A 25718-nucleotide genomic window follows, 5' to 3' on the forward strand; every position below is an offset into this window, starting at 1 on the left:
TCTCGGTCTTTTTTGCTCGAGACCGCGGGACGCGTACCCTTTTTGGCGACAGCGGTCTCGACATCAGAGACCGCTGCCTTCTAGGTTCACGCAATTCTCGTGATTCGCCTTACTGCGCCGGCTCGCGGCGCCCCCCTCCCCCACCCTTCAGGTCCATCCATGGTGAAATTATCCGTTGTTCCGGCGCGTCCGCTGATGCTGGCGCTCGCTGCCGGTCTTGCCCTTTCCGCCTGTGTCTCGTCGGCACCGGTGGAACCGCCCAAGCCCCCCGTCGTCGAGACACCCGTCAAGCCGCTATCCTACCTGCCTGACGACACCGCCGATGATGCGCGCGATCTCAATCTGACCGGCGACCAGTTGCCACCGGAGCCGTTTCGCCGGGCAGAGATCGACTTTCCAACCGACGAACCGCCGGGTACGGTGATTGTCGACACCGGCGAAAAGCATCTTTACCTCGTCGAAGAGGGCGGCAAGGCGCTCCGCTATGGCGTCGGTGTCGGCCGCGAGGGGTTTGCCTGGAAGGGCGCCGTGGAGATCGGCAGCCGGCAGAAGTGGCCGCGTTGGTTCCCGCCGAAGGAAATGATCGCCCGCGAGGCTGCGCGTGGCCACAACATCCCCGACATGATGGAAGGGCAGATCGGTAATCCGCTCGGCGCCCGCGCCCTCTATCTCTACGATGGCACCAAAGACACGTTGTTCCGTATCCATGGTACCTTCGAGCCCAAGAGCATCGGCACCAACGCGTCCTCAGGCTGCATCCGCATGGCCAATAACGACGTGATGGACCTTTACGAGCGCGTCAAGGTCGGCACGCGCGTCGTGGTGCGCTGAAGGCAGGCTTCTAAAATTGGTCGATCCGCTTGGTGTAGGCGTCCAGCACGCAGCCACGCGGGTCGCCCGTCTGGGCACATTTTAGCATTTGCCCCCGCCAAGTGCGTTGCGAGGCCCGAAGCTCGGGGACCTGATCGGCGCTGGCCCGGGCGAGCGCCCGCGCGAAATCTCGAGCAAGACGCAGATCGAGATCGGCGAGCGCATCATCGCCGCAAATCATCTTCTCGACTTCCGCCTTGGCGCCATCGCAATCGAAACTGGGTTGGGCCGCCGTGGCCGGCAGCGCCAACATCGCCAGAAGGACGATGGCAACGATGCCCGAACCTGCTGCCAACCCGCTCATACTCGTTCCCTCTCGTTGGGCGACTGCCTCTGGTCGGAGAGCCGGCCTGACGGCCCGGCACCAACGCGCCAGCGTTTTACAAGACTAGCGCATGATCCTGCTGTCCGTCCATGGTCGCCTTACATGGATCGAGCCTTCATTGACATTAAAGAACACTGGAAAGGCGACGTTTTTACGGGCGAAAGCGGACTTTTGAAAGTCGGTGGAGATTTCTCCGCCGAGCCATGGGAAGACAGGACGCCATGGCTGTTCGCCAATTGCGAAGATCGATCGTTGCGCGTATCACCTTTGCCGCGAAATAAATGGAACGGGAACATCATGACGACGCCGAAACCGCGGATCGGACTCTTCGTGACCTGCCTCGTCGACTTCTTCCGCCCGACGGTCGGCTTTTCGGCCGTCAAACTCCTCGAAGATGCCGGCTGCGAGGTGTCCGTGCCGGCAGCACAGACCTGTTGCGGTCAGCCCGCCTATAATTCCGGCGACCGCGCCGGCGCGCGAGCACTGGCCGAGCAGGTGATCGCCCTCTTCGAGACCTTCGACCATGTGGTGGTCCCCTCGGGTTCCTGCACCGGCATGATCAAAATGCACTATCCGGACCTTTTCTCCGGGGAGCCAGACTGGCGGCTCCGCGCCGAGAGGCTTGCCGCCAAAACCCACGAACTCACGTCCTTCCTGGTCGATGTGCTCGGCGTTGCGCCTCTGCCGATCAACTGGGAAGGGACAGCGACTTACCATGACTCGTGTTCCGGTCTCCGGGAACTCGGCATCAAGGCGCAGCCGCGTCAGCTGCTGTCAGCCGTCGAGGGCCTGGCCGTCAGGGAGATGCGCGATCCGGAGGCCTGTTGCGGCTTCGGCGGCACCTTCTGCGTCAAGTACGACGAGATTTCCAATGCTATTGTCGATCGCAAGGCCGCCGACATCCGAGCGACCGGCGCCGACGTGCTGCTATCGGGTGATCTCGGCTGCCTGCTCAATATCGCAGGCAAGCTGAAACGCGAGGGCTCGCGGGTTGAAGTTCGTCATATCGCCGAAGTACTCGCCGGCATGGCTTCCGGGCCGGCCATAGGAGAGACGAGAAAATGAGCGGTGGCCTCTCCTCGGTGTCTTTTCCGAAGAACGCCCATGCGGCGCTCGCAAATCCGCCGCTCCTCAAGGCCATTGCCCATATCGAGGAGACGCTGGTTAGTGGCCGACGCCGGGCCATCGACGCGCTGCCGGAATTCGAAGCGCTGCGTGACGCTGGGCGCGACATCAAGGCCCACACACTGAAGCATCTCGACCTTTACCTCGAGGCCTTCGAAAAGAAGGTGTTGGAGGCAGGAGGCTTCGTTCACTGGGCGGCCGACGCCGCCGAGGCCAGTCGCATCGTCCTCGACATCTGCCAGGCGGCGGGCGCCCGTCAGGTGACCAAGGGCAAATCGATGATCACCGAAGAGGTCGGCCTCAATGCCTTCCTCGAAGCCAACGGCATTACGCCGGTGGAGACCGATCTCGGCGAATACATCATCCAGCTTCGGGCCGAGACGCCGAGCCACATCATTGCCCCGGCCGTGCACGTCAACAAGGAGCAGGTGGCAGCCGACTTCAGGCGCGTGCACACCAACCTCGACCCCAGGCGCAACCTCGACGAGCCAACCTCGCTGCTCTCCGAGGCGCGTGGCGTGCTGCGCGAGCGCTTCCTGGCGGCGGACGTCGGCATCACCGGTGCCAACTTCCTGATCGCCGAAACAGGGTCGACGGTGATCGTCACCAATGAAGGCAATGGCGACCTCACCCAGATCCTGCCCAAGACGCACATCGTGCTCGCGTCCATCGAGAAGGTGGTGCCGACGCTCGAAGACGTCGCCACCATCATGCGCTTGTTGGCTCGCTCGGCCACCGGGCAGGAGATGAGCGTCTACACAACGTTCTCCACCGGTCCCCGCCGGGCCGGCGATCCCGATGGTCCCGAGGCCTTCCATGTGGTGCTGCTCGACAATGGTCGTTCGGCCATGCTTGGCACTGAGTTCGAGGACATGCTGCGCTGTATCCGCTGCGGCGCCTGCATCAACCACTGTCCGGTCTATCGCTCGATCGGCGGTCATGCCTACGGTTCGGTTTATCCCGGGCCGATGGGTTCGGTGCTGACGCCGTCGCTTCACGGGCTTGAAAAGTCGGCTCACCTCGCCAATGCCTCGACGCTATGTGGCCGTTGCGAAAGCGTCTGCCCTATGCGCATTCCCCTGCCCAAAATGCTGCGACACTGGCGAGAGAAGGAATTCGAACGGCACCTGACACCGAAAAAGGCGCGTTACGGCCTTGCCGCCTGGCGCTTCCTCGCCACGCGGCCGCGCCTCTATGGCATGGTAACGCGGTTTGCCGCCTGGGGCTTTGCACGTTTTGCCGGCAAGAAGGGGGCGCTCAGCCAGGTGCCGCTGGCCGGCGGCTGGACGCGCTGGCGCGATCTGCCGGCACCGGAAGGCGGCACGTTCCGCACCGAGTGGGCCAAACGAGGGAGGAAATAATGTCGAGCCGCGACGCCATCCTCGGACGCATCCGCCGATCGCTCGGCGCGTCAGGTACCGACGCCACACGCCTGGCCACCGTGCGCCACCGCCTGGCCGAAACGCCCGTGAATGTCATACCGGCGCGTGGGCAGTTGCCGGATGCCGAAAGGCTTGCGTTGTTCGTCCGCAAGGCTGGCGAAGTGTTCGCGACCGTCGTTCGCCTCGACAGTCGCGACGATATTCCCAGCGCTGTCGCCGACTATCTGCGGGCCCGTAACCTGCCGCAGGCGATCCGGCATGGCGACGACCCGCGTCTTGCCAACGTGCCATGGGGGCGTGAAGCGCAACTCTCGGTGACGACCGGTCCGAGCGCCGGGCAGGATCTCGTCGGCCTCAGCCACGCCGACGCTGGCGTTGCCGAAACTGGCACGGTGGTGTTGACCTCCGGCGCCGACAACCCGACGACACTCAATTTCCTGCCCGACCACCACATCGTGGTGGTCGACGCCTCGACGGTGGCCGGCGACTATGAGACGGTGTTAGCCGATCTCCGTCGACGCTTCGGCGCTGGGGTAATGCCCCGCACGGTCAACCTCATCACCGGCCCTTCGCGATCGGCCGATATCGAAGAAACGCTGCTGCTGGGCGCCCACGGTCCGCGCAGCCTACACATCCTGATGGTGGAGCCATCCCAATGCCGGTCCTGACGCTCGTCTTCTACACCTGCGCCCTCGCCGTCGCCGCGGCCTCCCCCGGCCCGGGCATGACAGCCGTCGTGGCGCGTGCGCTCGGCGGCGGGTTCCGAGCCGGCATGATCTTCATCGCCGGCATCGTCTTCGGCGATCTGTTCTACCTGACACTGGCCATCTTCGGCCTCGCCTCGCTGGCGCAGGAATTCCACCTCGCTTTCCTGCTGATCCACTACGTCGGCGCGGCATACCTTCTCTATCTGGCCTATAAGCTCTGGACGTCACACCCCGACCCGGCCGAAGTGGCAGCCAGGGTGCGCTCAGAGAGCCCTTGGCGGACGGTGCTGGGTGGCTTCACGCTGACGCTTGGAAATCCGAAGACCATCGTCTTCTACATGGCGCTGCTGCCATCGCTGATGCCCATCGAGACAATTACGCTGACCGGCTATTTCGAGCTGATCTGCGTCTCGATAGTCACGCTCAGCGCTGTCGGCGTGGTCTACGCAGCGGCGGCGGCCGGGGCCCGCGAATTCTTTCGCAGCCCCAAGGCCATGCAGCGCCTCAACCGCACCGCCAGCGCCATGATGGCCGGCGCAGCGGCGGCGGTGGTCGCGCGGTAACGCCCCACCTTTCTCAATCACTCCGCCGCGAGACTCATCGCCTGCTCGCCGGCGCCGAGATTGCCGAGCGAAGTAACGATATGCTTGGCCAGCGCGTCGTGGATCGGGCTTTTGGCATGATCGGCGCGCAGCAGACCGATCTCGGCCGGCTCAAGCTCCGGGAAGCCCTCGCGCAGGCCGAGAATGCGCATATTGGCCTTGAGCGCGCTTTCCGGCAGGACCGACACCGCAAGGCCGGCCAGCACAGCGCCCGATAGCGCCAGAGCCGCGCTGGAAATGTAAGCGACGCGGAAGCGGCGCCCCTCGCGATCGAGTGCGCGCACGACATTGGCACGCCAGCAGCAATCGTCCGGACCAAGAGCCAGCGGCACAGGATCGAGTTCATGGACGCTGTGGTCGCGCGAACCGACCCAGAAGAGCGGTTCGCGCCGGATCACATCGCCGCGCAGCGAGCCATGATAGCCGTGGTTGATGATGCCAAGGTCGAGCCGGCCATCACGGATCATGTCGGACACCGTGACCGAGCGCTGGCATTCGACAGTGATCTCGATCAGCGGATTGATGCGTGAGAAGCCGGCCAGCACCGGCGGCAACAACCGATCGGCGTAATCGTCGGGAATACCGAGACGAACCGAGCCCGTCAGGCCAGGATCCTCGAAAGCGGCCAGCGTCTCGTCATTGAGACGGATGAGACGGCGCGCATATTCAAGAAGACGCCGACCATCCTCGGTGAGCCGGCTCTGGCGGCCATCGCGCGCAAAGATCGGCTTGCCGACTCGGTCCTCAAGCCGACGCATCTGCATAGAGACGGCCGACTGCGTCTTGTGAACGACATCGGCGGCGGCGGTGAACGAGCCCACCTCGGCAATGGCGACGAAAGTGCGGAGTTGATCAAGGTCGAGAACGTTCATCTTCAACAATCCTGATGAATGGTCCGTCGGTAGGACTTTTATGGATCCTCGCCGGTTTTCGGGTGGTGTCCCATCGCACTGCGTGATCTCATGAGGTCATGATGTTGATATCAAGTTCCGTCATGGAAAGCATCAAAAACATGCGTTGGACTGATTGATGGGCCCATGAGATAAATCCACTATCGAAACACCGCAGCAGAATCCCCACCTCAGGTACGCAATGCTGCCATGTTCTGCCCACTGGGTGGTTCAAGTTCGCAGGAGCTAAGAGAATGACCCTGATCCTTGATCATGCGTCCTCGCGCCGCGTCTCCTCCCTTCGCCCCGTTCACGAGGCGAAGCGCCTTGTAGGTGCCCTGTTCAATCGTCTCGGCGCGCTGATTGCCGCGGAAATTGACCGCCGGCAAACCATGCAGCTGCTTGAGTTCGATGCGCGCGCGCTGAAGGACATGGGCATTTCTCACGCCGATGTGGAAGGCGCGCTGCTCGTGGCGATCGATCGCAAGCCGAGCTACACACTGGCTGCCCGTCGTGCCGAGGCCCGCCGTGCCGAGCGTCAGCAGGCTATTGAAGTCGCCGCTGCGCTTCGTGACTAACACCTACGTGTTTCATAAGAGACCCACATAGGTCGATCCGGAAACATTCTCCGGGCTTATGAAATAGTAAACGAAACCTCAACGGGGCTTCCAGGTGAAGCCCCGTTGCCGCCTCACCCTAAACCTCAACCCCTGACCCAACGCGCAATGCGCCAAACCATCCACGCCCCTTGATGGAGCCGATCATGACCACGACCCTCGCGTCCACCACCTACGCCGTCGCTTTCGTTTCGACGTTCACCTCGCTGGTGCGCGCCGCTATCGAGCGCACGGGGTTCGTCGCGAAGATTATGGTCAATCGCTGGATGGCCAAACAACTCTGCGATTTCACCGATCATGAGCTGGCCGACATTGGCCTCAGCCGATTCGACGTACGCGAGGCTCTCGATGGCCCGCTCTATGCCGACCCGTCGCTCAGGCTCGCCGCCGTAGCTCACGGCAATTCGGTGACGATGAACAGAGTTGTCGTGCGTCGCGCGGAGAGCGTGGATTTCACGCCCTTGGTCAGGGGGAGGGAAGAATGATCGCACCCAGACTGGAAGACTGCGTCAACGATCTTTGCCCCCTGACACGCCGCCCCGTCAGCCCCGACGCCCTCACCTATTACAAGGGCAAGGTGGTCGGCTTTGCTGACCGGCAGGCGCGTGACACCTTCCTCGCGGCGATGCTGACCTTCGAGACGGCCATTCAGCCGCCACCGGTGGTGCGTTATTCCATGCCTCTCAACAAGCGGCAGAAGGAATTCGAAGCGGCCTGATCTTCACTTCGCAAGGACGCACCGCCACCCCGACGCGTCCGTTGCAGGGTCCGGACCCGCCTCCCTTCCGGACCCATACCATCCCGGCCCCCTGCCGGAACACCTGGCGGCGTCGCAAGGCGCCGCCTCTTTTTTGGCCCGTTGGGGCGTGCTATTGGCGTGTCCATGGCCCATTCCGATTTTCGCACGCCGCGCGTCTTCGTCGCGACGCCGCTCGACGGCGCCCCGGTATCGTTCGATCGCGATCAAAGCAATTACCTTCTCAACGTGCTGCGCCTCAGAGAAGGCGACGACGTATTGGTGTTCGACGGCCAAAATGGCGAATGGCGGGGTCAGCTTGGACTTGCCGGCCGGAAATCGGCCGGGCTCTTCGATCTCAAACTGAGCCGCCCACAGCCGCCCGCACCCGATCTTCTGTATCTGTTCGCGCCACTGAAGCACGCACGGCTCGATTACATGGTCCAAAAGGCGGTGGAGATGGGTGTCGGCCGAATGCGCCCGGTGCTCACGCAGCACACCCAGGCGAGCCGGGTGAACATCGAGCGGATGCGAGCCAATGTGGTCGAAGCCGCCGAACAGTGTGGCGTGCTTCACGTGCCCGCCGTCGAGGACGAAGAGAAGCTCGACCGGACGCTGGAGCGCTTCGGGCGCGACGAGCCCCTTCGCCACCTGATCTTCTGCGATGAGGGCGAGGAAACAACCAACCCACTTGCGACCCTATCCGCACTTCCCGGAGGCCCGATCGCCGTGCTGATTGGCCCGGAGGGTGGCTTTTCGGAAGACGAGCGGCGTAGCCTGCGAGCCCTGCCCTTCGTCACGGCAATTCCTCTCGGCCCCCGCATTCTCCGGGCCGATACGGCGGCGGTGGCCGCGCTTGCCGTCATCCAGGCGACACTCGGCGACTGGTAGGTCCGTCTCCTGACATCATCAGACCGGTGCAAGGAGCAAAACGTTTCTCTCCGACCGCTCTGGTGACAATTGAACAAACCCTGCCGGGCAGCTAGGTTGCGGCCCAATTCGAGGGAGCCTTTTCATGGCGCGCGACACGTCCGATACCACCCCTATCACTTCCGTGGCCGACCTCGTCGAGCGGATAGCGGGAGGCTGCAAGCCCAGGGAGCGGTGGCGGATCGGTACCGAGCACGAGAAGGTCGGCTTCCGCAAATTCAACCATACCCCTGTGCCTTACGAGGGTCCCGGCGGCATCCGCCAGCTGCTTGAGGGCATGGAAGGGCTGCTCGGCTGGGAGCCAATCGCCGATCAGGGACGGCCGATCGGCCTGCTTGACCCGACTCACGGCGGAGCGATCAGTCTCGAGCCGGGTGGCCAGTTCGAGCTGAGCGGCGCGCCTCTCGTCAACCTGCATCAGACGGCAACCGAATTGCAGGCGCACATGATGCAGGTGCTGGAGATCGCGACGCCACTCAGGATCGGCTTCCTTGCCCTGGGCGCCAGCCCGGTGTGGACGCTGCCCGAAACGCCGGTGATGCCGAAATCGCGCTACGCCATCATGGCCGACTACATGCCAACCGTCGGCACGCGCGGCCTCGACATGATGTTCCGCACCGCCACCGTGCAGGTGAACCTCGACTTTTCCTCCGAAGCCGACATGCGCCGCAAGATGCAGGTGTCGATTGCGCTGCAGCCGATCGCCACGGCTCTGTTTGCCAACTCGCCCTATCTCGACGGCAAGGCCACCGGCCGCCTGTCGGAACGCTCCGAGATCTGGCGCGACACTGACAACGCACGGGCGGGCATGGTTCCCTTCGTGTTCGAGGAGAACTTCGGCTTCGAGAGCTATGTCGAGTGGGCACTTGATGTACCCATGTATTTCGTCAAGCGCGGCGACACCTATCATCGCGCCACCGAGGTCACCTTCCGACAGTTCATGGCCGGCGCCTTCCGCAACCGGTTACCCGGTGTCGAGCCAACCATTGGCGACTGGGACAATCACCTCGGCACCTTGTTCCCCGAGGTGCGACTCAAGCGCTATCTCGAAATGCGCGGTGCCGACTCCGGCTCTACCGATCACATCCTGGCGCTGCCGGCCTTCTGGGTCGGTCTGCTTTATGACCAGGCCGCGCTCAACGCTGCCTGGGACCTCATCAAGGGCTGGAGTACCGAGGAGCGGCAGCGCTTGCGTGACGACGTACCCACGCTGGCGCTCAATGCGAAGATCGGCGGGCGGACGGTGCGCGATATCGGTCGCGAGGTGGTGGCGCTATCGCGGGCGGGTCTTACGCGGCGTGCCCAGATCAACCGCTGCGGTCAGGACGAGACACAATATCTCCGGCCGCTCGACATCATTCTCGACCGAGGCAAGACTGAGGCCGAGGTGCTGCTGGAGAAATTCGGCAATAACCTCGATGGCATCTTCTGCGCGCTCGACATGCAGCCGATGGGCGACCTCGGCTGCCTCTGAGCAATGTCCGGCGGCGGCCGGCGTTTGACGCCCCCGCCTCCGGTCGCCATGATCGCTCGACGTTTTCCGAGTCGCCGCGCGGCTCGCCTCAATTTTGCCGGACGATGATCGGTGACCGAGACCCCTACCAACGCTGCCGAATTTACGGTTTCCGAGATTTCCTTCGCTCTCAAGCGCAGCGTCGAGGATCAGTTCGGCTTCGTGCGTGTGCGCGGTGAAATTTCCGGCTATCGGGGGCCACACTCCTCGGGACATGCCTATTTTGCCTTGAAGGACGAGGGTGCTCGCATCGAGGCCGTGGTCTGGCGCGGCGTGATGGGCAAATTGCGCTTCAAGCCTGAGGAAGGCATGGAGGTGATTGCTACTGGCCGGCTCACCACCTATCCAAACTCCTCCAAATATCAGATCGTCATCGACGCGCTGGAACCGGCCGGTGCCGGTGCGCTGATGGCGCTGCTTGAGGAGCGCAAACGCAAGCTGGGCGCCGAGGGGCTGTTCGATGCCGGGCGCAAGCAGCTTCTTCCCTATTTGCCGCGCGTGGTCGGCGTCGTTACCTCGCCGACCGGTGCCGTCATCCGAGACATTCTGCATCGCCTTGCCGATCGCTTCCCGGTGCACGTGTTGATCTGGCCAGTGAAGGTGCAAGGTGATAACTGCGGCCCCGAGGTGGCGGCCGGTATTGCCGGCTTCAATGCATTGCCAGAGGGCGGCGCCATTCCGCGGCCGGATGTCATCATCGTGGCGCGCGGCGGTGGCAGTCTCGAAGACCTGTGGGGCTTCAATGACGAGGTTGTGGTACGCGCCGCCGCGGCGAGCGACATCCCGCTGGTCTCCGCCGTCGGCCATGAAACCGACTGGACGCTGATCGACCTCGCAGCCGACGTTCGCGCGCCGACGCCGACCGGGGCCGCCGAAATGGTGGTGCCGGTACGGCGTGAGCTGATGGATCGCGTCGACGATCTCGGCCGTCGGCTTACCGGCGCCAGCCTTCGGGCGATCGATCTTCGGCGAACGCGGCTTGTGTCGGCCGCGCGTGCTCTGCCGCGCGCTTCCGACATCCTGGCGCTGCCGCGCCAACGCTTCGACGCCGTAGCCAATGCCCTGCCAAAGGCGTTGCTTGCCAACACAACGCTGCACGCCCGGCAATTCGAGCGTGTCACCGCCCGCCTCACGCCGGCGAGCCTTCTCCGGACCCAGGCACAACTGGCCGAGCGGTTGTCGGGACTGTCGGCGCGTAGCGGCCGCGCGGTCTCCGAACTGATCGCTCGACGGCGGGCACGCCTCGACCAGGTGAATTCGGTGTTCGACGCGGTCAACCACATGGCGACGCTGAGGCGTGGCTATGCGCTGGTACGCGACGAAGAGGGAAAGCCGGTGTTCCGCGCTGGCGGACTCGCAGCAGGCGCGGCGATCGAGATTGAATTCTCCGACGGTCGGGTCCACGGCCGGGTCGGCGAGGAACCACATCTCGCATCTGACGCAAAGCCGACGCCGCGCCGCCCGAAAACGAAATCCGGCCCAGCCGATCAGGGCAATCTCTTCTGACCGATCAAGACAAGACTGAGCGTATCCGCCCATCAGTCAATTCGCCCGGCGGGCGGGCGACGACAACTCGGTTGCGTCCTGCGCGCTTGGCGGCATAGACGGCCTTATCGGCCTGTTGCAACATCTGCTCAAAGGACGCAGCGGTATCCGGATAGGCCGAGATGCCCGCCGAAAAGGTGATTTCGGCCGGCCCCTGGCTGGTCACCACCGGTTGGGCACGGATAACCGCCCGCCAAGCCTCGGCACGGGCGCGAGCCTCTTCGATATCGGCGTGAGGCATCAACACCAGAAACTCCTCGCCACCCATGCGCACGGCCACTTCGCCGGGACGAAGCGAACGGCTGAGGACACCCGCGATCGCCACCAGGGCGTCATCGCCGGCCTTATGACCATAGGTGTCGTTGAGCCGTTTAAAGTGATCAAGGTCGAGGGAAACAGCCACCAGAGACCGTCCGACAGCGTCGGCGGTATCGATCAGCCGGTCAGAAATGTTCTCGAGGATGCGCCGGTTGTTGAGGCCGGTCAGACTGTCGCGGTGCGCCATTTCGTGAAGTTGCTCCTGCAGACGCAGGTTGGCTTCGAGACGCTCCTCCATCAGCCGAGTCGACACATGCAGGCTCTCCTGAGCCCGCAGATAATCGGTGATATCGCGCAGCACGTAAGCGACGCTTTGGGAATGACGGACCGCGTCGACGACCACGGTTCGCACCTCGTAGGTCCGCTCGCCCCGTTGCCAGCGGCGCACAAATTCGCCGCCACCGAACAGACTTGAGCGATCAATGGGTCCGAACGTGGTGCCCAGCTCGGCAAAGGCCTTGCCGACCAGTTGTTTCCCGTCGAAAATCGTCCGCATGGCAGCATTGGCCTCGGCGATCAGGCCATTCGCGGATACGACGAGAATACCATCGGGATGAGCGGAGACCACCGCGCTGATAGCTACCGGCGCAAGCGACAAGAATTGGTTCCGGCTGACCAGAATGCCGTAGATCATCGGCACCACAACATAGGCGAGCGGCGTCGGATCAAATCCGAGAATGCGAATTCCTGCAAGATTGTAGGCGGCATTGGCCACCCATGGCACCATTGCGGATACGAGAAGACCGATGAATTGAGCGCGGTGCACTTGCGGGGCATGAATTGCCGCCCAGATCGTGCGGATGGCCGTCAGCGACATGAAAAAGTAGATGGCGATCATCGCCGCGAAGAAGACCGGACCGTGCTGATAGAGCAATTGGTGGGGATAGGCGGGCGTCGGATCGGGCGTGACGGCGACATAGATGAGGTGATGCAGGTCGTTGGTCATGGCGATCGCCAGCACCAGCAACCCAGCGGCAATGGCGAAGCCTGTATGCAGCGAAGCGTTGGGGAGGTCGGACCCGCGGATGTAGGCGGTCATGAACAACATCCACGAGATCGGTGTCGTAATGATGCCGTACCAAGCCAGTTCAGAGTAAAATATCTTCGCCGCTGGATCGCTGGCACTGACATCGAAAAACGCACTGACCGCCCACCAGCATCCCGACGCCATCAGCATCAGATAGTCAGTGCGCCCGGGAAAGCTACCGACTCGCAGCGTATGCCAAGTGGTCAAGACCGTCCCGACCACGACAAAAGCCAGAATGGCGGCGGCTGGCTGCACGAGGGGTCGAGCTCCGGGGGAAATCGTTCGGTTAGGGCGATTTACGGATGTTATTCTGCGGGATCTTTCAATTTCGTTTCGACTTTATGCATGCCTTATCGAAAAAATACGAACCTCCGCGCGCCGTCGGGACTGGACAGCGCCGGGCACAAAAGCTTTTCTGAGGCTGCTCCGTACGGGTTTTTCCCGAAATTCGACGAAACCAGGATGCTGAAATGACCGCCTATCGTACGATGAATGGCCTCAAGGTCGCCACAGAACTCGCGGACTTCGTCGAGCGGGAAGCGCTGCCCGGCAGCGGGCTGGAACCGGAGCGTTTCTGGGCCGCGCTTGCCGGCATCATCGGCCGCTTTGGCCCCGAGAATAAGCGCCTTCTCGACCGACGCGACGCGTTGCAGCGGCAAATCGATGCTTGGCACACCGCCAACCCCGGCGCTGTGGACTCTGCCGCCTATCGGGCCTTCCTGACCGAGATCGGCTACATCGTTGCCGAACCGCCCTCCTTTGCCATCGACACGGCCGGTGTCGACCCGGAGATCGCCGAGGTCGCCGGACCGCAGCTCGTGGTGCCGGTGATGAACGCCCGTTACGCCCTCAACGCGGCCAATGCCCGCTGGGGCAGTCTGTATGATGCCTTCTATGGAACCGATGCCCTTGGCACACCACCGCCCAAGGGAGGATTCGATGCCGAACGGGCGAAAACGGTGGTGGCGCGTGCCAAGACGATACTCGACGGGGTTGCTCCGCTTGCCTCGCGTGGTCATGCCGATGTCGTCGGCTATTTCATCGACGCGCGCCAGCTCAAGGTACGCTTTGCCGACGGCAACGAGGAAGAACTCGCCAATCCCGAGGTTTTCGTCGGCTATCGAGGCGATCTGGAAGAACCAGCCGGCTTTCTCCTGAAGCGCAATGGCCTGCATATCGACATCCAAGTCGACCGGGGACTTCCTATCGGAGCGAGCGATCCCGCAGGCATCGCCGACATCTTGGTCGAAAGCGCGCTGACCACCATCATGGACTGCGAGGATTCGGTCGCGGCGGTCGATGCCGAAGACAAGGTGGCCGTCTATCGCAACTGGCTCGGCCTGATGCGTGGCGATCTAGCGGCCAGCTTCGACAAGGGCGGCATTGCAACGACGCGACATCTCGCGGCCGACCGTAACTTCATCCGGCTCGACGGCTCGGATGGCTCGCTCAAGGGCCTCAGCCTGATGCTGGTGCGCAACGTCGGCTCGCTCCTGTTGACCGACGCGGTGCTCGACGCCGATGGCAACGAGACGGCCGAATGCCTTCTCGATGCGCTGGTCACTTCCGCGATCGCCCTTCACGACGTCGGCCCGAACGGCCGCCACGCCAATAGCCGCACCGGTGCCGTCTACATCGTCAAGCCGAAGATGCACGGCCCGGAGGAGGTCGCCTTCGCCGATCGGCTGTTCGTCGCGGTCGAGGCGGCCCTTGGCCTCGAGCCGCTCACACTCAAGATGGGGATCATGGACGAGGAGCGGCGCACCTCGGTCAATCTTCGCGCGGCGATCGCCGCGGCGAAATCGCGCGTGTTTTTCATCAATACCGGCTTTCTCGATCGTACCGGCGACGAAATCCATACCTCGATGCTGGCTGGTCCCATGGTGAGAAAGGGCGACATGAAGTCGTCCGCCTGGATCGGGGCCTACGAGGCGGGCAATGTCGACGCCGGCCTCGCCCTGGGCTTTTCCGGCCATGCCCAGATCGGCAAAGGCATGTGGGCGGCTCCCGACCGCATGGCCGCGATGCTCGCGGAGAAAATCGGCCATCCGCGCGCCGGCGCCTCAACAGCTTGGGTACCATCGCCAACCGCGGCGACACTGCATGCTCTCCACTATCTCGAGGTCGATGTCGCTGCCAGGCAGGCAGAGCTTGCAAGTCGCGAGCGTGCTTCCCTCGATGCGCTGCTGACGCTGCCGATCGCCCCGGACCGCCCCTGGAACGCCGCCGAAATCACCGAGGAACTCGACAACAACGCGCAGGGACTTCTCGGTTATGTGGTCCGCTGGATCGATCAGGGTGTTGGCTGCTCCAAGGTACCCGACATCCATGACGTTGGCCTGATGGAGGACCGCGCGACACTTCGAATCTCCAGCCAGCACATTGCCAACTGGCTGAAGCACGGCGTGGTCAGTCGCGAACAAGTGATGGAAACGCTTGAGCGAATGGCAGCCTTCGTCGACAGGCAGAACGAGGGCGACCCGGCCTACCGGCCGATCGGTAATGACTTTGCAGGATCGCTGGCCTTTCAGGCGGCCGTCGAGCTGATCCTGACCGGCGAACGCCAGCCGAATGGCTACACGGAACCGGTGCTCACCGCATTCCGACGTAGGCGAAAGGTCGAGATCGCCATGAGATGAATTGATCGGCGCCAAGACCTATCTATGGATAAGGCGTCGGTGGTTTTCTGGTCTCCTACAAGACCTTGCCGCCGACACCGGGTCGCCAGGCCAATTTGAAGTCGCTGAGGAGGCGCTGCCATGACCGTCAGGGACATCTTCACAATTATCGACATCTACAACGACAAGATGAACGCCTCCGCGGCGGCGCTGGAATTCGCATCGCGACGAAAAGCCCACGTTACGGGTCTCGCACTGGCGCTCGAACCGATCGCACCCGGCTTCCTTGCCTCGCCGGTACCAGCGGAATATCTCGTCGAAGCGATCACCAACGCAGAGAACTCTGCCAAGGAAGCCGCCGCCGCCTTCGCCGCCGAAGCGAAGAAACTTGGGGTCGACGCCGAGGCACGCACCGCCACCGTTTATTCCGGTGGGACGCCGGCCATCGTGCGGCAGGCGCAACTGTCCGACCTGATCATTGTCGGCCAGGACGATCCCGAGCATGGCGAGCCGATGCGCGCAGCCATCATCGAAACGCTGCTGTTTGAATCCGGCGTGCCGGTGATGATCATTCCTTCAGGATGGAACAAGCCGATCACCTCGGAGAAAGTGATGATCGCCTGGGACGGCTCGTCGACGGCGGCGCGTGCGGTGCACGCTGCCCTGCCGGCATTGCGGGTCGCCACCTCGATCGAAGTGGTGATGGTCGCCGGCTCCAAGAAATGGTCCGGCGAGCCCGGCGCCGACGTTGCCGCCTATCTTGCCCGCCACGACCATAAAGTCACGGTCACGACGCTGCCGCGCTCGGCATCCGAGGTATCGGCCGTGATTAATAATCACGCAGCCGAAAGTGGTGCGACCCTGCTGGTCATGGGCGGTTACGGCCACAACCGTTTCCGCCAGTTCGTGCTTGGCGGCGTCACGCGCGACATGCTTGAAAAGATGACCATCCCGACGTTGATGACTCACTGATCTCCCATATCAGAGCGCGGCCACCCGGCCGCGCTCCGTCCCCGCATCGCCGAGCCCTCGCCCGACATGAGCCTTCAAAGCCTCGACCCATTTTTCCGGCCGAAGCGCGTCGTGCTGATCGGCGCGACGCCTCGGCCGAATTCGGTCGGCTCTGTGCTTGCCCGCAATCTGGTAGCCTTTGGCCGCGACCGGGTGGCTTTCGTCAATCCGTTCTTCACCGAAATCGACGGCGTCGCCGTTCATCCCTCGCTTTCAAGTCTCGCGGCTCCCGCCGATCTTGCCGTGGTCGCCGTGCCACCAGAGGTGATCGTCGAGGTGATGGAGGAAATCGGCGCGGTCGGCATCCGCCACGCGGTGGTGATCACCACAGGCCTCGGCCACGGGCCGGACAGTCTTCTCGAAGCGATGAAAACCGTCGCACGGCGACACGGCATCCGCGTGCTGGGCCCCAATAGCGCCGGCCTTCAGATCCCGTCGATCGGCCTCAACGCCAGTTTTGCGCAAAGGGCCGCAGTGCCCGGCGACCTCGCCTTCATCTCGCAGTCCGGCACGCTCACCCACGCCGCGCTTGATTGGGCGGCCCGGCATGGCATCGGCTTTTCCGGTATTGCCGTGCTCGGAGATGCCGTCGATGTTCATTTCGACGAGATGCTCGATCATTTCGCCCTCGACCACCGCACGCGGGCGATCCTCCTTTATCTTGAGAGCATCCGCGACGCCCGCGCCTTCCTCTCGGCGGCACGCGCCGCTGCCCGATCGAAACCGGTGGTGGTGATCAAGGCCGGGCGCCACGCCGCGGGCGCTCGCGCTGCCCGCTCTCACACGGGCGCGCTGGCTGGTATCGATGCCGTCTACGACTGCGCCTTCCGCCGAGCCGGCCTGCTCAGGGTGGCCGACCTCGACGAGATGTTCGCCGCCGCCGAAACGCTCAGCCTGGTGCCGCGCATTCACGGCAAACGCATTGCCGTGGTCACCAACGGTGGCGGCGCCGGCGTGCTCGCCGCCGACCGCGTCGTCGATCTCGACGGCGAGCTTGCGACGCTTGGCGAGGATACCATCGCCGCGCTCGACCTAGTGCTGCCGCCGGGCTGGTCGCGTGGCAACCCGGTGGACCTTATCGGCAACGCCGCCGCCGACCGCTACGGCGCGGCAACGCGGGCGGTCCTCGCCGACAGTGGCGTCGATGCGGTAGTGGTCATCAACTGCCCGACACCGCTTGCCCCTTCCAGGCTGGCCGCCGAAGCGGTGGTGGAAGCCGTCGCCGATTACCGCCGAGGGCGGTACGACGGCAAGCCGCTGATTGCTGCCTGGCTCGGCGAGGATGACGGCTGGAACGCCACGTTCGCGCGGGCGCGCATTCCAGCTCTCGAAACACCGCACGGCGCCGTCGAAGGGTTGATGCAACTCGTCCGCCACGCCGAGGCGCAAGCGGCGCTGACGGCAACGCCAGCCGACGTTCTCGCCGGCTTCTCACCCGACCGAGCCCGCGCGGCAAGGGTGATCGCCGCGGCGTTGGCCGACGGCCGCCTGTGGCTCAAGGCGAGCGAGGTGGTGGATCTTCTGGCCGCCTACGACATTCCCATCGTGCCGGCCCTCGCCGCCGCCGACGCCGCCGAGGCGCAGCGTCTCGCAGCTCGCCTTCTCGTCGAGCACCGCTCGCTGGTGGTGAAGATCGCCTCGCCGGATATCGTTCACAAGTCCGACGTCGGGGGGTGGAACTGGAACTGTCCAGCCCCGAAGCGGTCGCCGCGGCGACCGAGGCCGTGATCGCCCGAGCCAGGGCTGCCCGCCCCGGTGCCCGCATTGATGGCGTCACGTTGCATCCGATGATCGTGGCGCCCAAGGCGGTGGAGCTGATCGCCGGCGTCACCGACGACCCGGTATTCGGACCGGTGATGGTGTTCGGGCGTGGCGGGACCGCCGTGGAAGTGATCAACGACCGGGCACTGGCTCTGCCGCCGCTCGACGCCAACCTTGCGCGCGACCTTATCGCCCGGACGCGCGTCGCTCGCCAGCTCCAAGGCTATCGCGATCGGCGGCCCGTCGATGTCGACCGTCTGGCCGGAATTCTACAGCGACTCGCCCAGTTGGTCGCAGAACATCCTGTGATCGGCGACATCGATCTCAATCCACTGATCGCCGAGGCGGATCGTTTGACGGTGGTCGACGCCCGGGTGACGCTTGTCTCCGACTCGCCGGCATCGGGCGGTGCTGTGCATCATCCACGCCTCTCCATCCGCCCTTATCCGACCGAGTGGGAGGAATACATCACGCTGTCCGGTGGCCGATCGGTGTTCGTGCGACCGGCAAGACCGGAGGATGAAGGACGTTACCTCGCCTTCTTCTCAAAAATGACGGCCGAGGACATGCGGCTGCGTTTCTTCCAACGCGTCCATGACCTCGGCCATGCCTTTGTCGCCCGCCTGACCCAGATCGACTATGCGCGCGCTATGGCCTTCGTCGCTCTCGATCCGGACAATGGCGATATGCTCGGAGGCGTCCGATTGCACGGCGATCCCGGCGGCGACGACGGGGAGTACGCCGTGTCGGTGCGTTCCGACCTCAAGGGGCTGGGCCTTGGCCGAGCGTTGATGATCCAGATCATCCGCTACGCCCGTCGCGAACACTATGCGCATATCCATGGCGAAGTCCTCACGGAAAATCGGCAAATGCTCCGGATGTGCGAACGGCTTGGCTTTGTGTTGACGCCGGACCCCGAAAGCCCGGAGATCATCAAGGTGGATCTTGATCTCCGGTCAATTACTGATTGACCTAAAGTCTATTCGTCATGTGCTTTGCATGCGCGTGCGCCATCGCAACCAAACTGCGAACTGTAAGGCATTTGGTTTGCACACCATTTCCAGTCGTCGAGAGAAGTCAGACCCCACTTCGTGAACGCCCGAGAAATTTAACTTTCGCAAGCAGTTGCAACATCAGCGCATTTTCGTATTTTTTTGCGCATTTCGTCCACTTTTCCTTTACCGGACCCGCAGCAGAGTTTCCGGATATGCACGTAGAGCTTGCGCGCCGTCTGATGGCGGGCGCCAATCCGGGGGGAGAAGATGTCGCTCACGGCCTTCCTGTCGAACCGATCGATTTCCGTAAAAATCGGCGGCGGCCTCATTTCCCTCGCGGTACTGGCCGCCATTGTCGGAGGAGCCGGATTTCTCGGTCTCAGCCGTCTGGGTCTTGCCATTGACATGACGTCGAAGTCGGCTTCGGTGCTGGCGACGGTCAACGATGCCGGCAACGCCGTCACGACCTTCATCCAAACTCGCGATAACGGCGCTGCTTCCGAGGCGAACCGTCTGCTTGATCAAGTCAATGCCAGCCTCGACGAACTCGGTGGCAAGTCCGATCCCGGCCTTGCCCCAGCCTACGCGGCCGTTGATCAATTTCGGACGTCGATTGGCGTTCTATCCTCTTCCTCGGATGCCGTTGCCGCGAGCGCCGCGGCGACAATGGAACTGCTTTCCAACATGCAGAGCCGGGCCACCCAGATCGAGTCCGACGCGGCGGCCAAGGCAAAGGAGTTTCAGACCAAAGCCGGTGAAGCTGCCCTAGCCACCAACTCCGCCGCCGATCTCGCGTTGACCGCCTACAAGATCGAAATTTCAACGCTACAGGCCAACGAGTCCCTGGCGAAGTTCGCGGCGAGCAACGACACCACTAATGTCGACGCCGCGCTGAAGGCGGTGATGTCGGTACGGGTGATCGTCAATCAGATCAAGGCTCTTGGCGCCGACGACGAAATCAAGACCCAGGCGAGTGCCATCGAAGAGGCCGCCAAAGGACTGGTGCCGCTACTCGATGAAATGCGCAATGGCTCCAACCCCTTCGCAGCCGAGCAGAAGCGGCTCTTCGCGCTCGAGGGTCTTGGCAAGCTCAGCAAGGGCACCGACGAAATCATTCGCCTTGCCGGCCAGCAACGGGACCTTGCCAGCTACAACATGCAGTCGCTGCTGGAGAATGCTGCCAAGTCACGTGAACTTTCCGACCTTGCAACGCTGTTCGGTGGCGAGATCGACGGATTGGCGCTGCAAACGACGACCTATCGCTACGATCAGGAGGCCGTCAGTACCAAGGCGCTTCTGAAGGCCGCCGATGCGGCCAAGGAGACCGGGCAGAAAATCGTGACTGCCGGCGGCGCCGACCCGTCCAAGGATATCGACCGCTTCAAGGACGCCTTCACCAAACTGATCGACGCCTCGAAAGCTTTCGCGGGCGCGCGTGAAGATTCGCGCAGCCAGTCGGTGGCCGCCATTTCCGCTGTCAAGGCGGTGGTGGACGATCGCGCCGCGGCTGCGAGCCGCAATCGTGCCTCGAGCACATTCACCATGTCCAGCACGCTGGGCGCGGCGCTGCTGTTCGCACTCATCGTCGGCATCGCGCTGTCGCGCCTGATTACCCGACCGATCACGACCCTCACCGCTGCCATGCGGCGGCTGGCCACCGGCGATACCGACATGGCGTTGGATCTAGCCGGTCGCAAGGACGAGATCGGCGGCATGTTCGGCGCGGTTCGCGTCTTCCGAGACAACGCCATCGAGCGTCGCCGGCTTGCCGAGCAGACAGAGGCCGAACAGCAATCGCGGGCGCATCGCCAGGAAACCATCGAAGGCGTCATCAACGATTTTCGCCTTGAGATCGAGCAACTCGTCAGTATCGTCGCCGGTAACGCCGACCAGATGGAGGCGACCGCGCGGGCATTGGCTGCCATTGCCGAGGAAGCGCGGGACCGCGCCGGCACCGCTGCCTCAGCCTCCGAACTTGCGTCCGACGGCGTTCAGACGGTCGCCGCCGCCGCCGAGGAGCTGTCGGCGTCGATCGGCGAGATTTCCCGCCAGACCGGCACGGCGACCGCGGTTGCTCAGCGCGCCACTGGCGAAGCGAAAAAGACCGACGCCACGATTTCGGGCCTTGCCGAAGCGGCGACGCGTATTGGCAATGTCATCACCCTCATCAAGGCGATTGCCGAACAAACCAACCTCCTCGCGCTCAACGCCACAATCGAGGCAGCGCGCGCGGGGGAGGCCGGCAAGGGATTTGCCGTCGTCGCCTCCGAGGTGAAAAACCTCGCCGGCCAGACTGCCAAAGCGACCGAAGAGATCGCCTCGCAGATTTCCCAGATCCAGTCGTCGACAGGCGAGGCGGTCGCCGCCATTCGCGCCATTTCCGACATCATGGGCGAGGTCGACCGCACGACGAACGTCATCGCGACCGCCGTCGGCGAGCAGGGCCACGCCACGGCCGAGATTTCGCTCAATGCCCAGAAGGCGGCCGGCGGCACTAAGTCGGTCGCCGACGAGACACAGGCACTGACGCGCGTCGTTGGCGAAACGTCGCAGTCGGCAAGTCAGGTGCTTGCCGTCTCCAACGATATGAACGATCAGGCCACGCGCCTGCGCGAGGTCGTCGAGCGCTTTATCAACCGGGTGATGGCTGCCTGACAGTTTTTCGGGGGAGAAAACGGGCAGGTTCCGAAAGGGTCTGCCCGTTTTATTTACCCATCAAACTGCAATTAATTTCTTTTTATAGCTTTCTTGCATTTTGATGGGCGCGGGACCATAGTTTTAGGGGATGGAGAGCGGCCGCAGACTGAAGAGGCGTCGGCCGGATATGGAGTTGAGAACATGGCTTCCAAGCTGGACCAATTGCGCGAAATGACCGTTGTGGTCGCCGACACCGGCGACATTGACGCAATCAAGAAGTTCAAGCCGGTCGACTGCACGACCAACCCGACGCTGGTACTGAAGGCCATCGGCCTTCCCGCTTACGAGCCAATTCTTGCCGACGCCGTCGCCTGGGGCAAGAAGCAGGCAGGCTCTCAGGAAGCCGCGATCAAGGCCATTGGCGACCGCCTTGCTGTTGCCGTCGGCACTGAACTCACCAAGCTGGTAGAAGGCCGCGTTTCCACCGAGGTCGACGCCGACCTGTCCTTCGACACCGCCGCCACCGTCGAAAAGGCGCGCGCCATCATCGCCGCCTACAAGGCCAACGGCGTCGAACGCGAGCGGATCCTGATCAAGGTTGCCGGCACCTGGGAAGGCATTCGAGCCTCGGAAATCCTGCAGAAGGAAGGCGTCGAGACCAATATGACGCTGATCTTCGACATCGCTCAGGCCATCGCCTGCGCTGATGCGAAGGCTTTCCTGATCTCGCCGTTCGTCGGCCGCATTCTCGACTGGTACGTCAAGGCCGAGGGTCGCACCTTCACGCCGGCTGAGGATCCGGGCGTCGTCTCGGTGCATGGCATTTACGACTATTATAAAGCCCATGGCATTCCGACCGTGGTGATGGGCGCCTCGTTCCGCTCGCAGGGCGAAGTCGAGGCCCTGGCCGGCTGCGATCGCCTGACGATCTCGCCGGCGCTGCTCGATGCCCTTGCCGCCGACAACGGCACGCTGCAGCGCGCTTTGTCGCCGCACAAGCCCGGCCCGAAGCCGGAAGTGGTCAACCTCGACGAAAAAGCCTTCCGCTGGGCCATGAACCAGAACCCGATGGCCACCGAGAAACTCGCCGAGGGCATTCGCCTGTTCGCCAAGGACCTTGGCGAACTGCGCAAGATCGTCGCCAAGCGCTTCGTCGCCTGACGCCCAGACCGTCGGCGGGGCGCCTTTCAATCCGGCGCCCCATCGGCTTTTCCCCCGGAACGGCATGTCGACGATAGACGACATGCCCCTCCTCTTCCCCATCCAAGGCGCGCATATGCCCCGGCCCCGCCGCAGCGAAGACATGATCGTAGAGATCGCCCGCCTCCGCTACGAACAGCGCCTGCCGCAAAACGAAATTGCCCGTCTGCTGGAGATCTCCGAAGCGACCGTCAGCCGGGCGCTCAAGTCAGCGCTTGATCTCGGCTACATCGAATTTCAGGTCACCCCCAAAGCGTTCCGCGACAGCGCCGCTGAGCAGCGCTTGAAGGCGCATCTCGGCCTTCGCCTCGCCGTCATCGTCGAGAACCGGACTGGCGCTCACGCCCCGGCCGACACGCTGGGCAAGGCGGTCGCCCGTGTCATCGAGGATACGCTGAAGAGCGGCGACGTGCTCGGCGTTTCCGATGGCGCCACAGCGGCGGCCATCGCTGCCGCCGCCCGCCGGTCACCGGCGCGCGACCTTAACGTGGTGGCGCTGGTCGGCGGGGTCGGCGCGCCTGAGCATTACACTCACTCTTCAGAAGTGTGCCGCCGCCTTGCGGCCGGGCTCGGAGCCCAAGCCTGGCAACTGCCGGTCCCGGCCATCGTCGACGATGCGGGCGCCGCGCTCCTCTTGCGCGACACCGGCACGGTGCGCGGCGTCTTTTCTATGATGGATCACCTTGCGATCGCCGTGGTCGGCGTCGGTGCCATTTCGGCCACCGCGATGGTGTTCCGAGAAGGATTCATCGCTCCCGGCAAACTCGAGGAAATCCGTGCTCATGGCGCCGTCGGCACTATCTGCGGACGCTTTTTCGGTCAAGATGGCCGGCCGGTAGGCACCGAATTCGACGACAGAACCCTTTCGATCTCGCTTGAGCGCCTTACCCGCGTACCACTTTCCATCGCCGCAGCGCTATCCCCTCAGAAAGCCGAGGCGATCCGCGCCGCCGTCGCCGGCGGCCTTGTCAACGCGGTGGCAACCGACGTCGAAACCGCGGAGGCGCTGATGGGATTGCCAGCCAGTCGATGCTGACAATCGCCGACGCACCATCGGCCTAATCTCCAGCAAAAGCTTGGAGGAGATTGCCGTGACCATCGCCGACGACATTATCGCGCTCGAAAAGGGAGCCCTTGACCGCTGGTGCGCCGGCGATCCCGATGCTTTCATCGACCTGTCAGCAGAAGATGTCACCTATTTCGACCCCTTCCGCGAGACGCGCCTCGACGGCAAGGCGGCGCTGAGCGCGCTCTATGATGAATTGCGGGGCAAGATTTTCGCGCCGCGTCACGAAATGATCGAGCCCAAGGTGCAGGCGGCTGGCGATGCTGCCGTGCTCACTTTCCGCTTCGTGTCGTGGAACGGCAGCGAAGGCGACCGTGTCGCTTGGAATTGCACCGAAGTCTATCGGCGCGATCCCGAGGGCTGGCGGATCATCCAGACGCACTGGTCGTTTACCGGCGTGGGCCTCGCCTGAGAATTATGACGCCACCTCACAACCCACTTGGGCATTCTGCGTAGGGGCTGCTATGCTCCGGTCCATCGCAACGGCAAACGGATGGTATCATGGCGGATGTGAGGGCTATCTGCGCGATCGGTCAGCATGGCCAGATCGGACTCAATGGCCAGCTGCCCTGGGAGGGCAATCCCGGACGCGAATTCGTCGCCGACGTCGAGCGCTTTTATGAAGTGACACGCGGCCACGTCATGCTGGCCGGGCCGCACACCACTTCCACCCTGCCCGGCTTCATGCAGTTCGACCGTACGCTCTGCCCGGTTCGCTCCAGCGACCGCCCGGAAGAGGTACTCGCTCGATTTCCCGACCGCGTCGTCTATGTCGCCGGTGGGCCAGCGGTATGGGAGGCCTACGCCAGCTTCATCCGCCACTGGGACATCAACCGCCTATCCTACGACGGGCCGGCCGACCGCTGGTTCAAACCGGAATGGCTTGTGGCGAAACGCTAACTGGCCATCGAGCGGACAACAAAATGGCGCTGGGAGCAAAACTCCCGGCGCCATTTCTTGTTTCCAGACCATCAAAAAGCGTTTCTGAAATCCTAAGGCCATTGCCTTTGTTTCTGCCTCAAAGGCTGTTCAGCCACTCCATGCGCTTGCCGAGATCGGGCGCGTCGAACACCAGCTTACCGGCGACGATCGCCTGGGCGCCGGCCTTGCGCAGCACCGGCACGGTATCCTCTCGAATGGCACCGTCGGCCACCAAAATGATCCGATGGCCGGCGGGAACGCCAGCAATGTACTTCTGCGCCTCGTCCAGGCGGCGGGTTGCAGCCTGATTGATGCCTTCGCGCTCGCCGATCCCGGCCCCGAACAGGGTGACCAGACCAACGCGCGGTAGATGACGGATCAGTTTGGCGACCGGCGTGTCGACCTTCAGCACGATGCCGGCAACGAGGCCGAGCTCGTTGATGCGGGCAATACCATTGTCGGCGAGCAAAGTGTTCTCGGCGTGGATGGAGATCGCGTCGGCGCCCGCGGCAGCGAACTGGTTGATCTGATTGATCAACGCCGGCTCGCCCACCATCAGGTGAACGTGGATTGGCTTATCGGTGATCGAGCGGATGCGGGCAACGATTTCCGGGAACATCAGCAACGTGTCAGCGAATACGCCATCCGACGCATCGATATGGATGACGCTGGCATAGGGATCAATGCGAGCCAATTCGTCGGCGATGCGCAGCAGATCTGAGGACCACATCGAGAATTCGGTGATCAGGTGGTCGGTCGGGAGGCGGTCGATCCATCCGGCGGCGGGGCGGTTCATCAGGCGATTCTCCGAGGGTCAAAATTCATGGCACTTGGCGTGCCGACGGCCCTCGCCGGCCCGCTAGCAAGCCATGTTCAAGATTGCGCACAAGTACTTGGATAGCACTAGTGCTTTCGTAGTGAA

At 63.3% G+C, this 25718-nt stretch carries 22 protein-coding genes and 1 pseudogene; 19 read left to right on the forward strand and 4 right to left on the reverse strand.

Translation table 11 applies throughout. From position 1 onward, the window contains the following. Positions 1-159 precede the first annotated feature (159 nt). Positions 160-831, forward strand: coding sequence for a L,D-transpeptidase (locus tag AB6N07_RS22880; RefSeq protein WP_370675345.1), 672 nt, complete (start codon positions 160-162; stop codon positions 829-831). Positions 832-841: 10 nt separating this feature from the next. Here AB6N07_RS22880 and AB6N07_RS22885 read toward each other — a convergent pair whose 3' ends face one another. Then, complete coding sequence (locus tag AB6N07_RS22885; protein ID WP_370675346.1) at positions 842-1174, reverse strand: lysozyme inhibitor LprI family protein; 333 nt, start codon at positions 1172-1174, stop codon at positions 842-844. A 318-nt stretch (positions 1175-1492) separates the two neighbouring features. On the opposite strand from AB6N07_RS22885, the gene AB6N07_RS22890 reads away from it, so the two are divergent. From AB6N07_RS22890 to AB6N07_RS22905, 4 genes are read left to right on the forward strand one after another with little or no spacing between them, the layout of a single operon-like run. Further along, the gene (locus AB6N07_RS22890) at positions 1493-2260 is read left to right on the forward strand and encodes a (Fe-S)-binding protein (RefSeq protein WP_370675347.1); all 768 of its coding nucleotides are present in this window, start codon (positions 1493-1495) and stop codon (positions 2258-2260) included. Next, complete coding sequence (locus AB6N07_RS22895) at positions 2257-3681, forward strand: LutB/LldF family L-lactate oxidation iron-sulfur protein (protein WP_370675348.1); 1425 nt, start codon at positions 2257-2259, stop codon at positions 3679-3681. The genes AB6N07_RS22890 and AB6N07_RS22895 overlap by 4 nt, the downstream gene beginning before the upstream one ends. After that, positions 3681-4370, forward strand: a complete 690-nt coding sequence (locus AB6N07_RS22900; protein WP_370675349.1) for a lactate utilization protein C — start codon at positions 3681-3683, stop codon at positions 4368-4370. The genes AB6N07_RS22895 and AB6N07_RS22900 overlap by 1 nt, the downstream gene beginning before the upstream one ends. Continuing rightward, complete coding sequence (locus AB6N07_RS22905; RefSeq protein ID WP_370675350.1) at positions 4358-4972, forward strand: LysE family translocator; 615 nt, start codon at positions 4358-4360, stop codon at positions 4970-4972. Before AB6N07_RS22900 ends, AB6N07_RS22905 begins: the two co-directional genes overlap by 13 nt. A 17-nt stretch (positions 4973-4989) precedes the next feature. On the opposite strand, the gene AB6N07_RS22910 is transcribed toward AB6N07_RS22905, so the two are convergent. Continuing rightward, a complete protein-coding gene (locus AB6N07_RS22910; RefSeq protein WP_370675351.1) occupies positions 4990-5883 on the reverse strand; it encodes a LysR substrate-binding domain-containing protein in 894 nt (297 codons plus the stop codon). Positions 5884-6155: 272 nt separating this feature from the next. Between AB6N07_RS22910 and AB6N07_RS22915 the strand changes: the two genes are divergently transcribed. The 6 genes from AB6N07_RS22915 (at position 6156) to xseA (ending at position 11203) form a co-directional block, all read left to right on the forward strand. Next, positions 6156-6479 carry a DUF1127 domain-containing protein gene (locus AB6N07_RS22915; RefSeq protein ID WP_370675352.1) on the forward strand — a complete coding sequence of 108 codons (324 nt, stop codon included), beginning with the start codon at positions 6156-6158 and terminating at the stop codon, positions 6477-6479. A 185-nt stretch (positions 6480-6664) separates the two neighbouring features. After that, positions 6665-7003 carry a DUF1127 domain-containing protein gene (locus tag AB6N07_RS22920; RefSeq protein ID WP_370675353.1) on the forward strand — a complete coding sequence of 113 codons (339 nt, stop codon included), beginning with the start codon at positions 6665-6667 and terminating at the stop codon, positions 7001-7003. Then, positions 7000-7236: a glutathione S-transferase gene (locus AB6N07_RS22925; protein WP_370675354.1), complete on the forward strand. Its 237-nt coding sequence runs from the start codon at positions 7000-7002 to the stop codon at positions 7234-7236. The genes AB6N07_RS22920 and AB6N07_RS22925 overlap by 4 nt, the downstream gene beginning before the upstream one ends. A gap of 165 nt (positions 7237-7401) precedes the next feature. Then, entirely contained in the window at positions 7402-8145 is a 744-nt protein-coding gene (locus AB6N07_RS22930; RefSeq protein ID WP_370675355.1) for a 16S rRNA (uracil(1498)-N(3))-methyltransferase, read from the forward strand. Between the two features lie 124 nt (positions 8146-8269). Next, on the forward strand, positions 8270-9658 hold the full coding sequence (locus AB6N07_RS22935; protein WP_370675356.1) for a glutamate--cysteine ligase: 1389 nt from the start codon (positions 8270-8272) through the stop codon (positions 9656-9658). 111 nt (positions 9659-9769) lie between these two features. Then, entirely contained in the window at positions 9770-11203 is a 1434-nt protein-coding gene (gene xseA / locus AB6N07_RS22940) for an exodeoxyribonuclease VII large subunit (protein ID WP_370675357.1), read from the forward strand. Positions 11204-11207: 4 nt separating this feature from the next. On the opposite strand, the gene AB6N07_RS22945 is transcribed toward xseA, so the two are convergent. Next, positions 11208-12842 carry a diguanylate cyclase gene (locus AB6N07_RS22945; RefSeq protein WP_370675358.1) on the reverse strand — a complete coding sequence of 545 codons (1635 nt, stop codon included), beginning with the start codon at positions 12840-12842 and terminating at the stop codon, positions 11208-11210. 215 nt (positions 12843-13057) lie between these two features. Here AB6N07_RS22945 and AB6N07_RS22950 point away from each other — a divergent pair, with 215 nt between their 5' ends. The 8 genes and pseudogenes from AB6N07_RS22950 (at position 13058) to AB6N07_RS22985 (ending at position 24775) form a co-directional block, all read left to right on the forward strand. Beyond that, entirely contained in the window at positions 13058-15226 is a 2169-nt protein-coding gene (locus tag AB6N07_RS22950; protein ID WP_370675359.1) for a malate synthase G, read from the forward strand. A 120-nt stretch (positions 15227-15346) separates the two neighbouring features. Further along, the gene (locus tag AB6N07_RS22955; RefSeq protein WP_370675360.1) at positions 15347-16177 is read left to right on the forward strand and encodes a universal stress protein; all 831 of its coding nucleotides are present in this window, start codon (positions 15347-15349) and stop codon (positions 16175-16177) included. A 153-nt stretch (positions 16178-16330) separates the two neighbouring features. Beyond that, positions 16331-18945: pseudogene (locus AB6N07_RS22960) on the forward strand (acetate--CoA ligase family protein); the annotation flags it as partial. A 294-nt stretch (positions 18946-19239) separates the two neighbouring features. Further along, the gene (locus AB6N07_RS22965) at positions 19240-21627 is read left to right on the forward strand and encodes a methyl-accepting chemotaxis protein (protein ID WP_370675361.1); all 2388 of its coding nucleotides are present in this window, start codon (positions 19240-19242) and stop codon (positions 21625-21627) included. A 183-nt stretch (positions 21628-21810) separates the two neighbouring features. Then, positions 21811-22770: a transaldolase gene (tal, locus tag AB6N07_RS22970; protein WP_370675362.1), complete on the forward strand. Its 960-nt coding sequence runs from the start codon at positions 21811-21813 to the stop codon at positions 22768-22770. An 82-nt stretch (positions 22771-22852) separates the two neighbouring features. Further along, entirely contained in the window at positions 22853-23845 is a 993-nt protein-coding gene (locus AB6N07_RS22975; protein ID WP_370675363.1) for a sugar-binding transcriptional regulator, read from the forward strand. A 55-nt stretch (positions 23846-23900) separates the two neighbouring features. Next, positions 23901-24287, forward strand: a complete 387-nt coding sequence (locus tag AB6N07_RS22980) for a DUF4440 domain-containing protein (protein ID WP_370675364.1) — start codon at positions 23901-23903, stop codon at positions 24285-24287. An 89-nt stretch (positions 24288-24376) separates the two neighbouring features. Then, positions 24377-24775, forward strand: a complete 399-nt coding sequence (locus AB6N07_RS22985) for a diacylglycerol kinase (protein WP_370675365.1) — start codon at positions 24377-24379, stop codon at positions 24773-24775. A gap of 118 nt (positions 24776-24893) precedes the next feature. Here AB6N07_RS22985 and AB6N07_RS22990 read toward each other — a convergent pair whose 3' ends face one another. Beyond that, on the reverse strand, positions 24894-25592 hold the full coding sequence (locus tag AB6N07_RS22990) for a D-allulose-6-phosphate 3-epimerase (protein WP_370675366.1): 699 nt from the start codon (positions 25590-25592) through the stop codon (positions 24894-24896). Positions 25593-25718: the final 126 nt, after the last annotated feature.

Origin of the sequence: Pleomorphomonas sp. PLEO, assembly GCF_041320595.1 — a bacterium.
Taxonomy (GTDB): Bacteria; Pseudomonadota; Alphaproteobacteria; order Rhizobiales; family Pleomorphomonadaceae; genus Pleomorphomonas.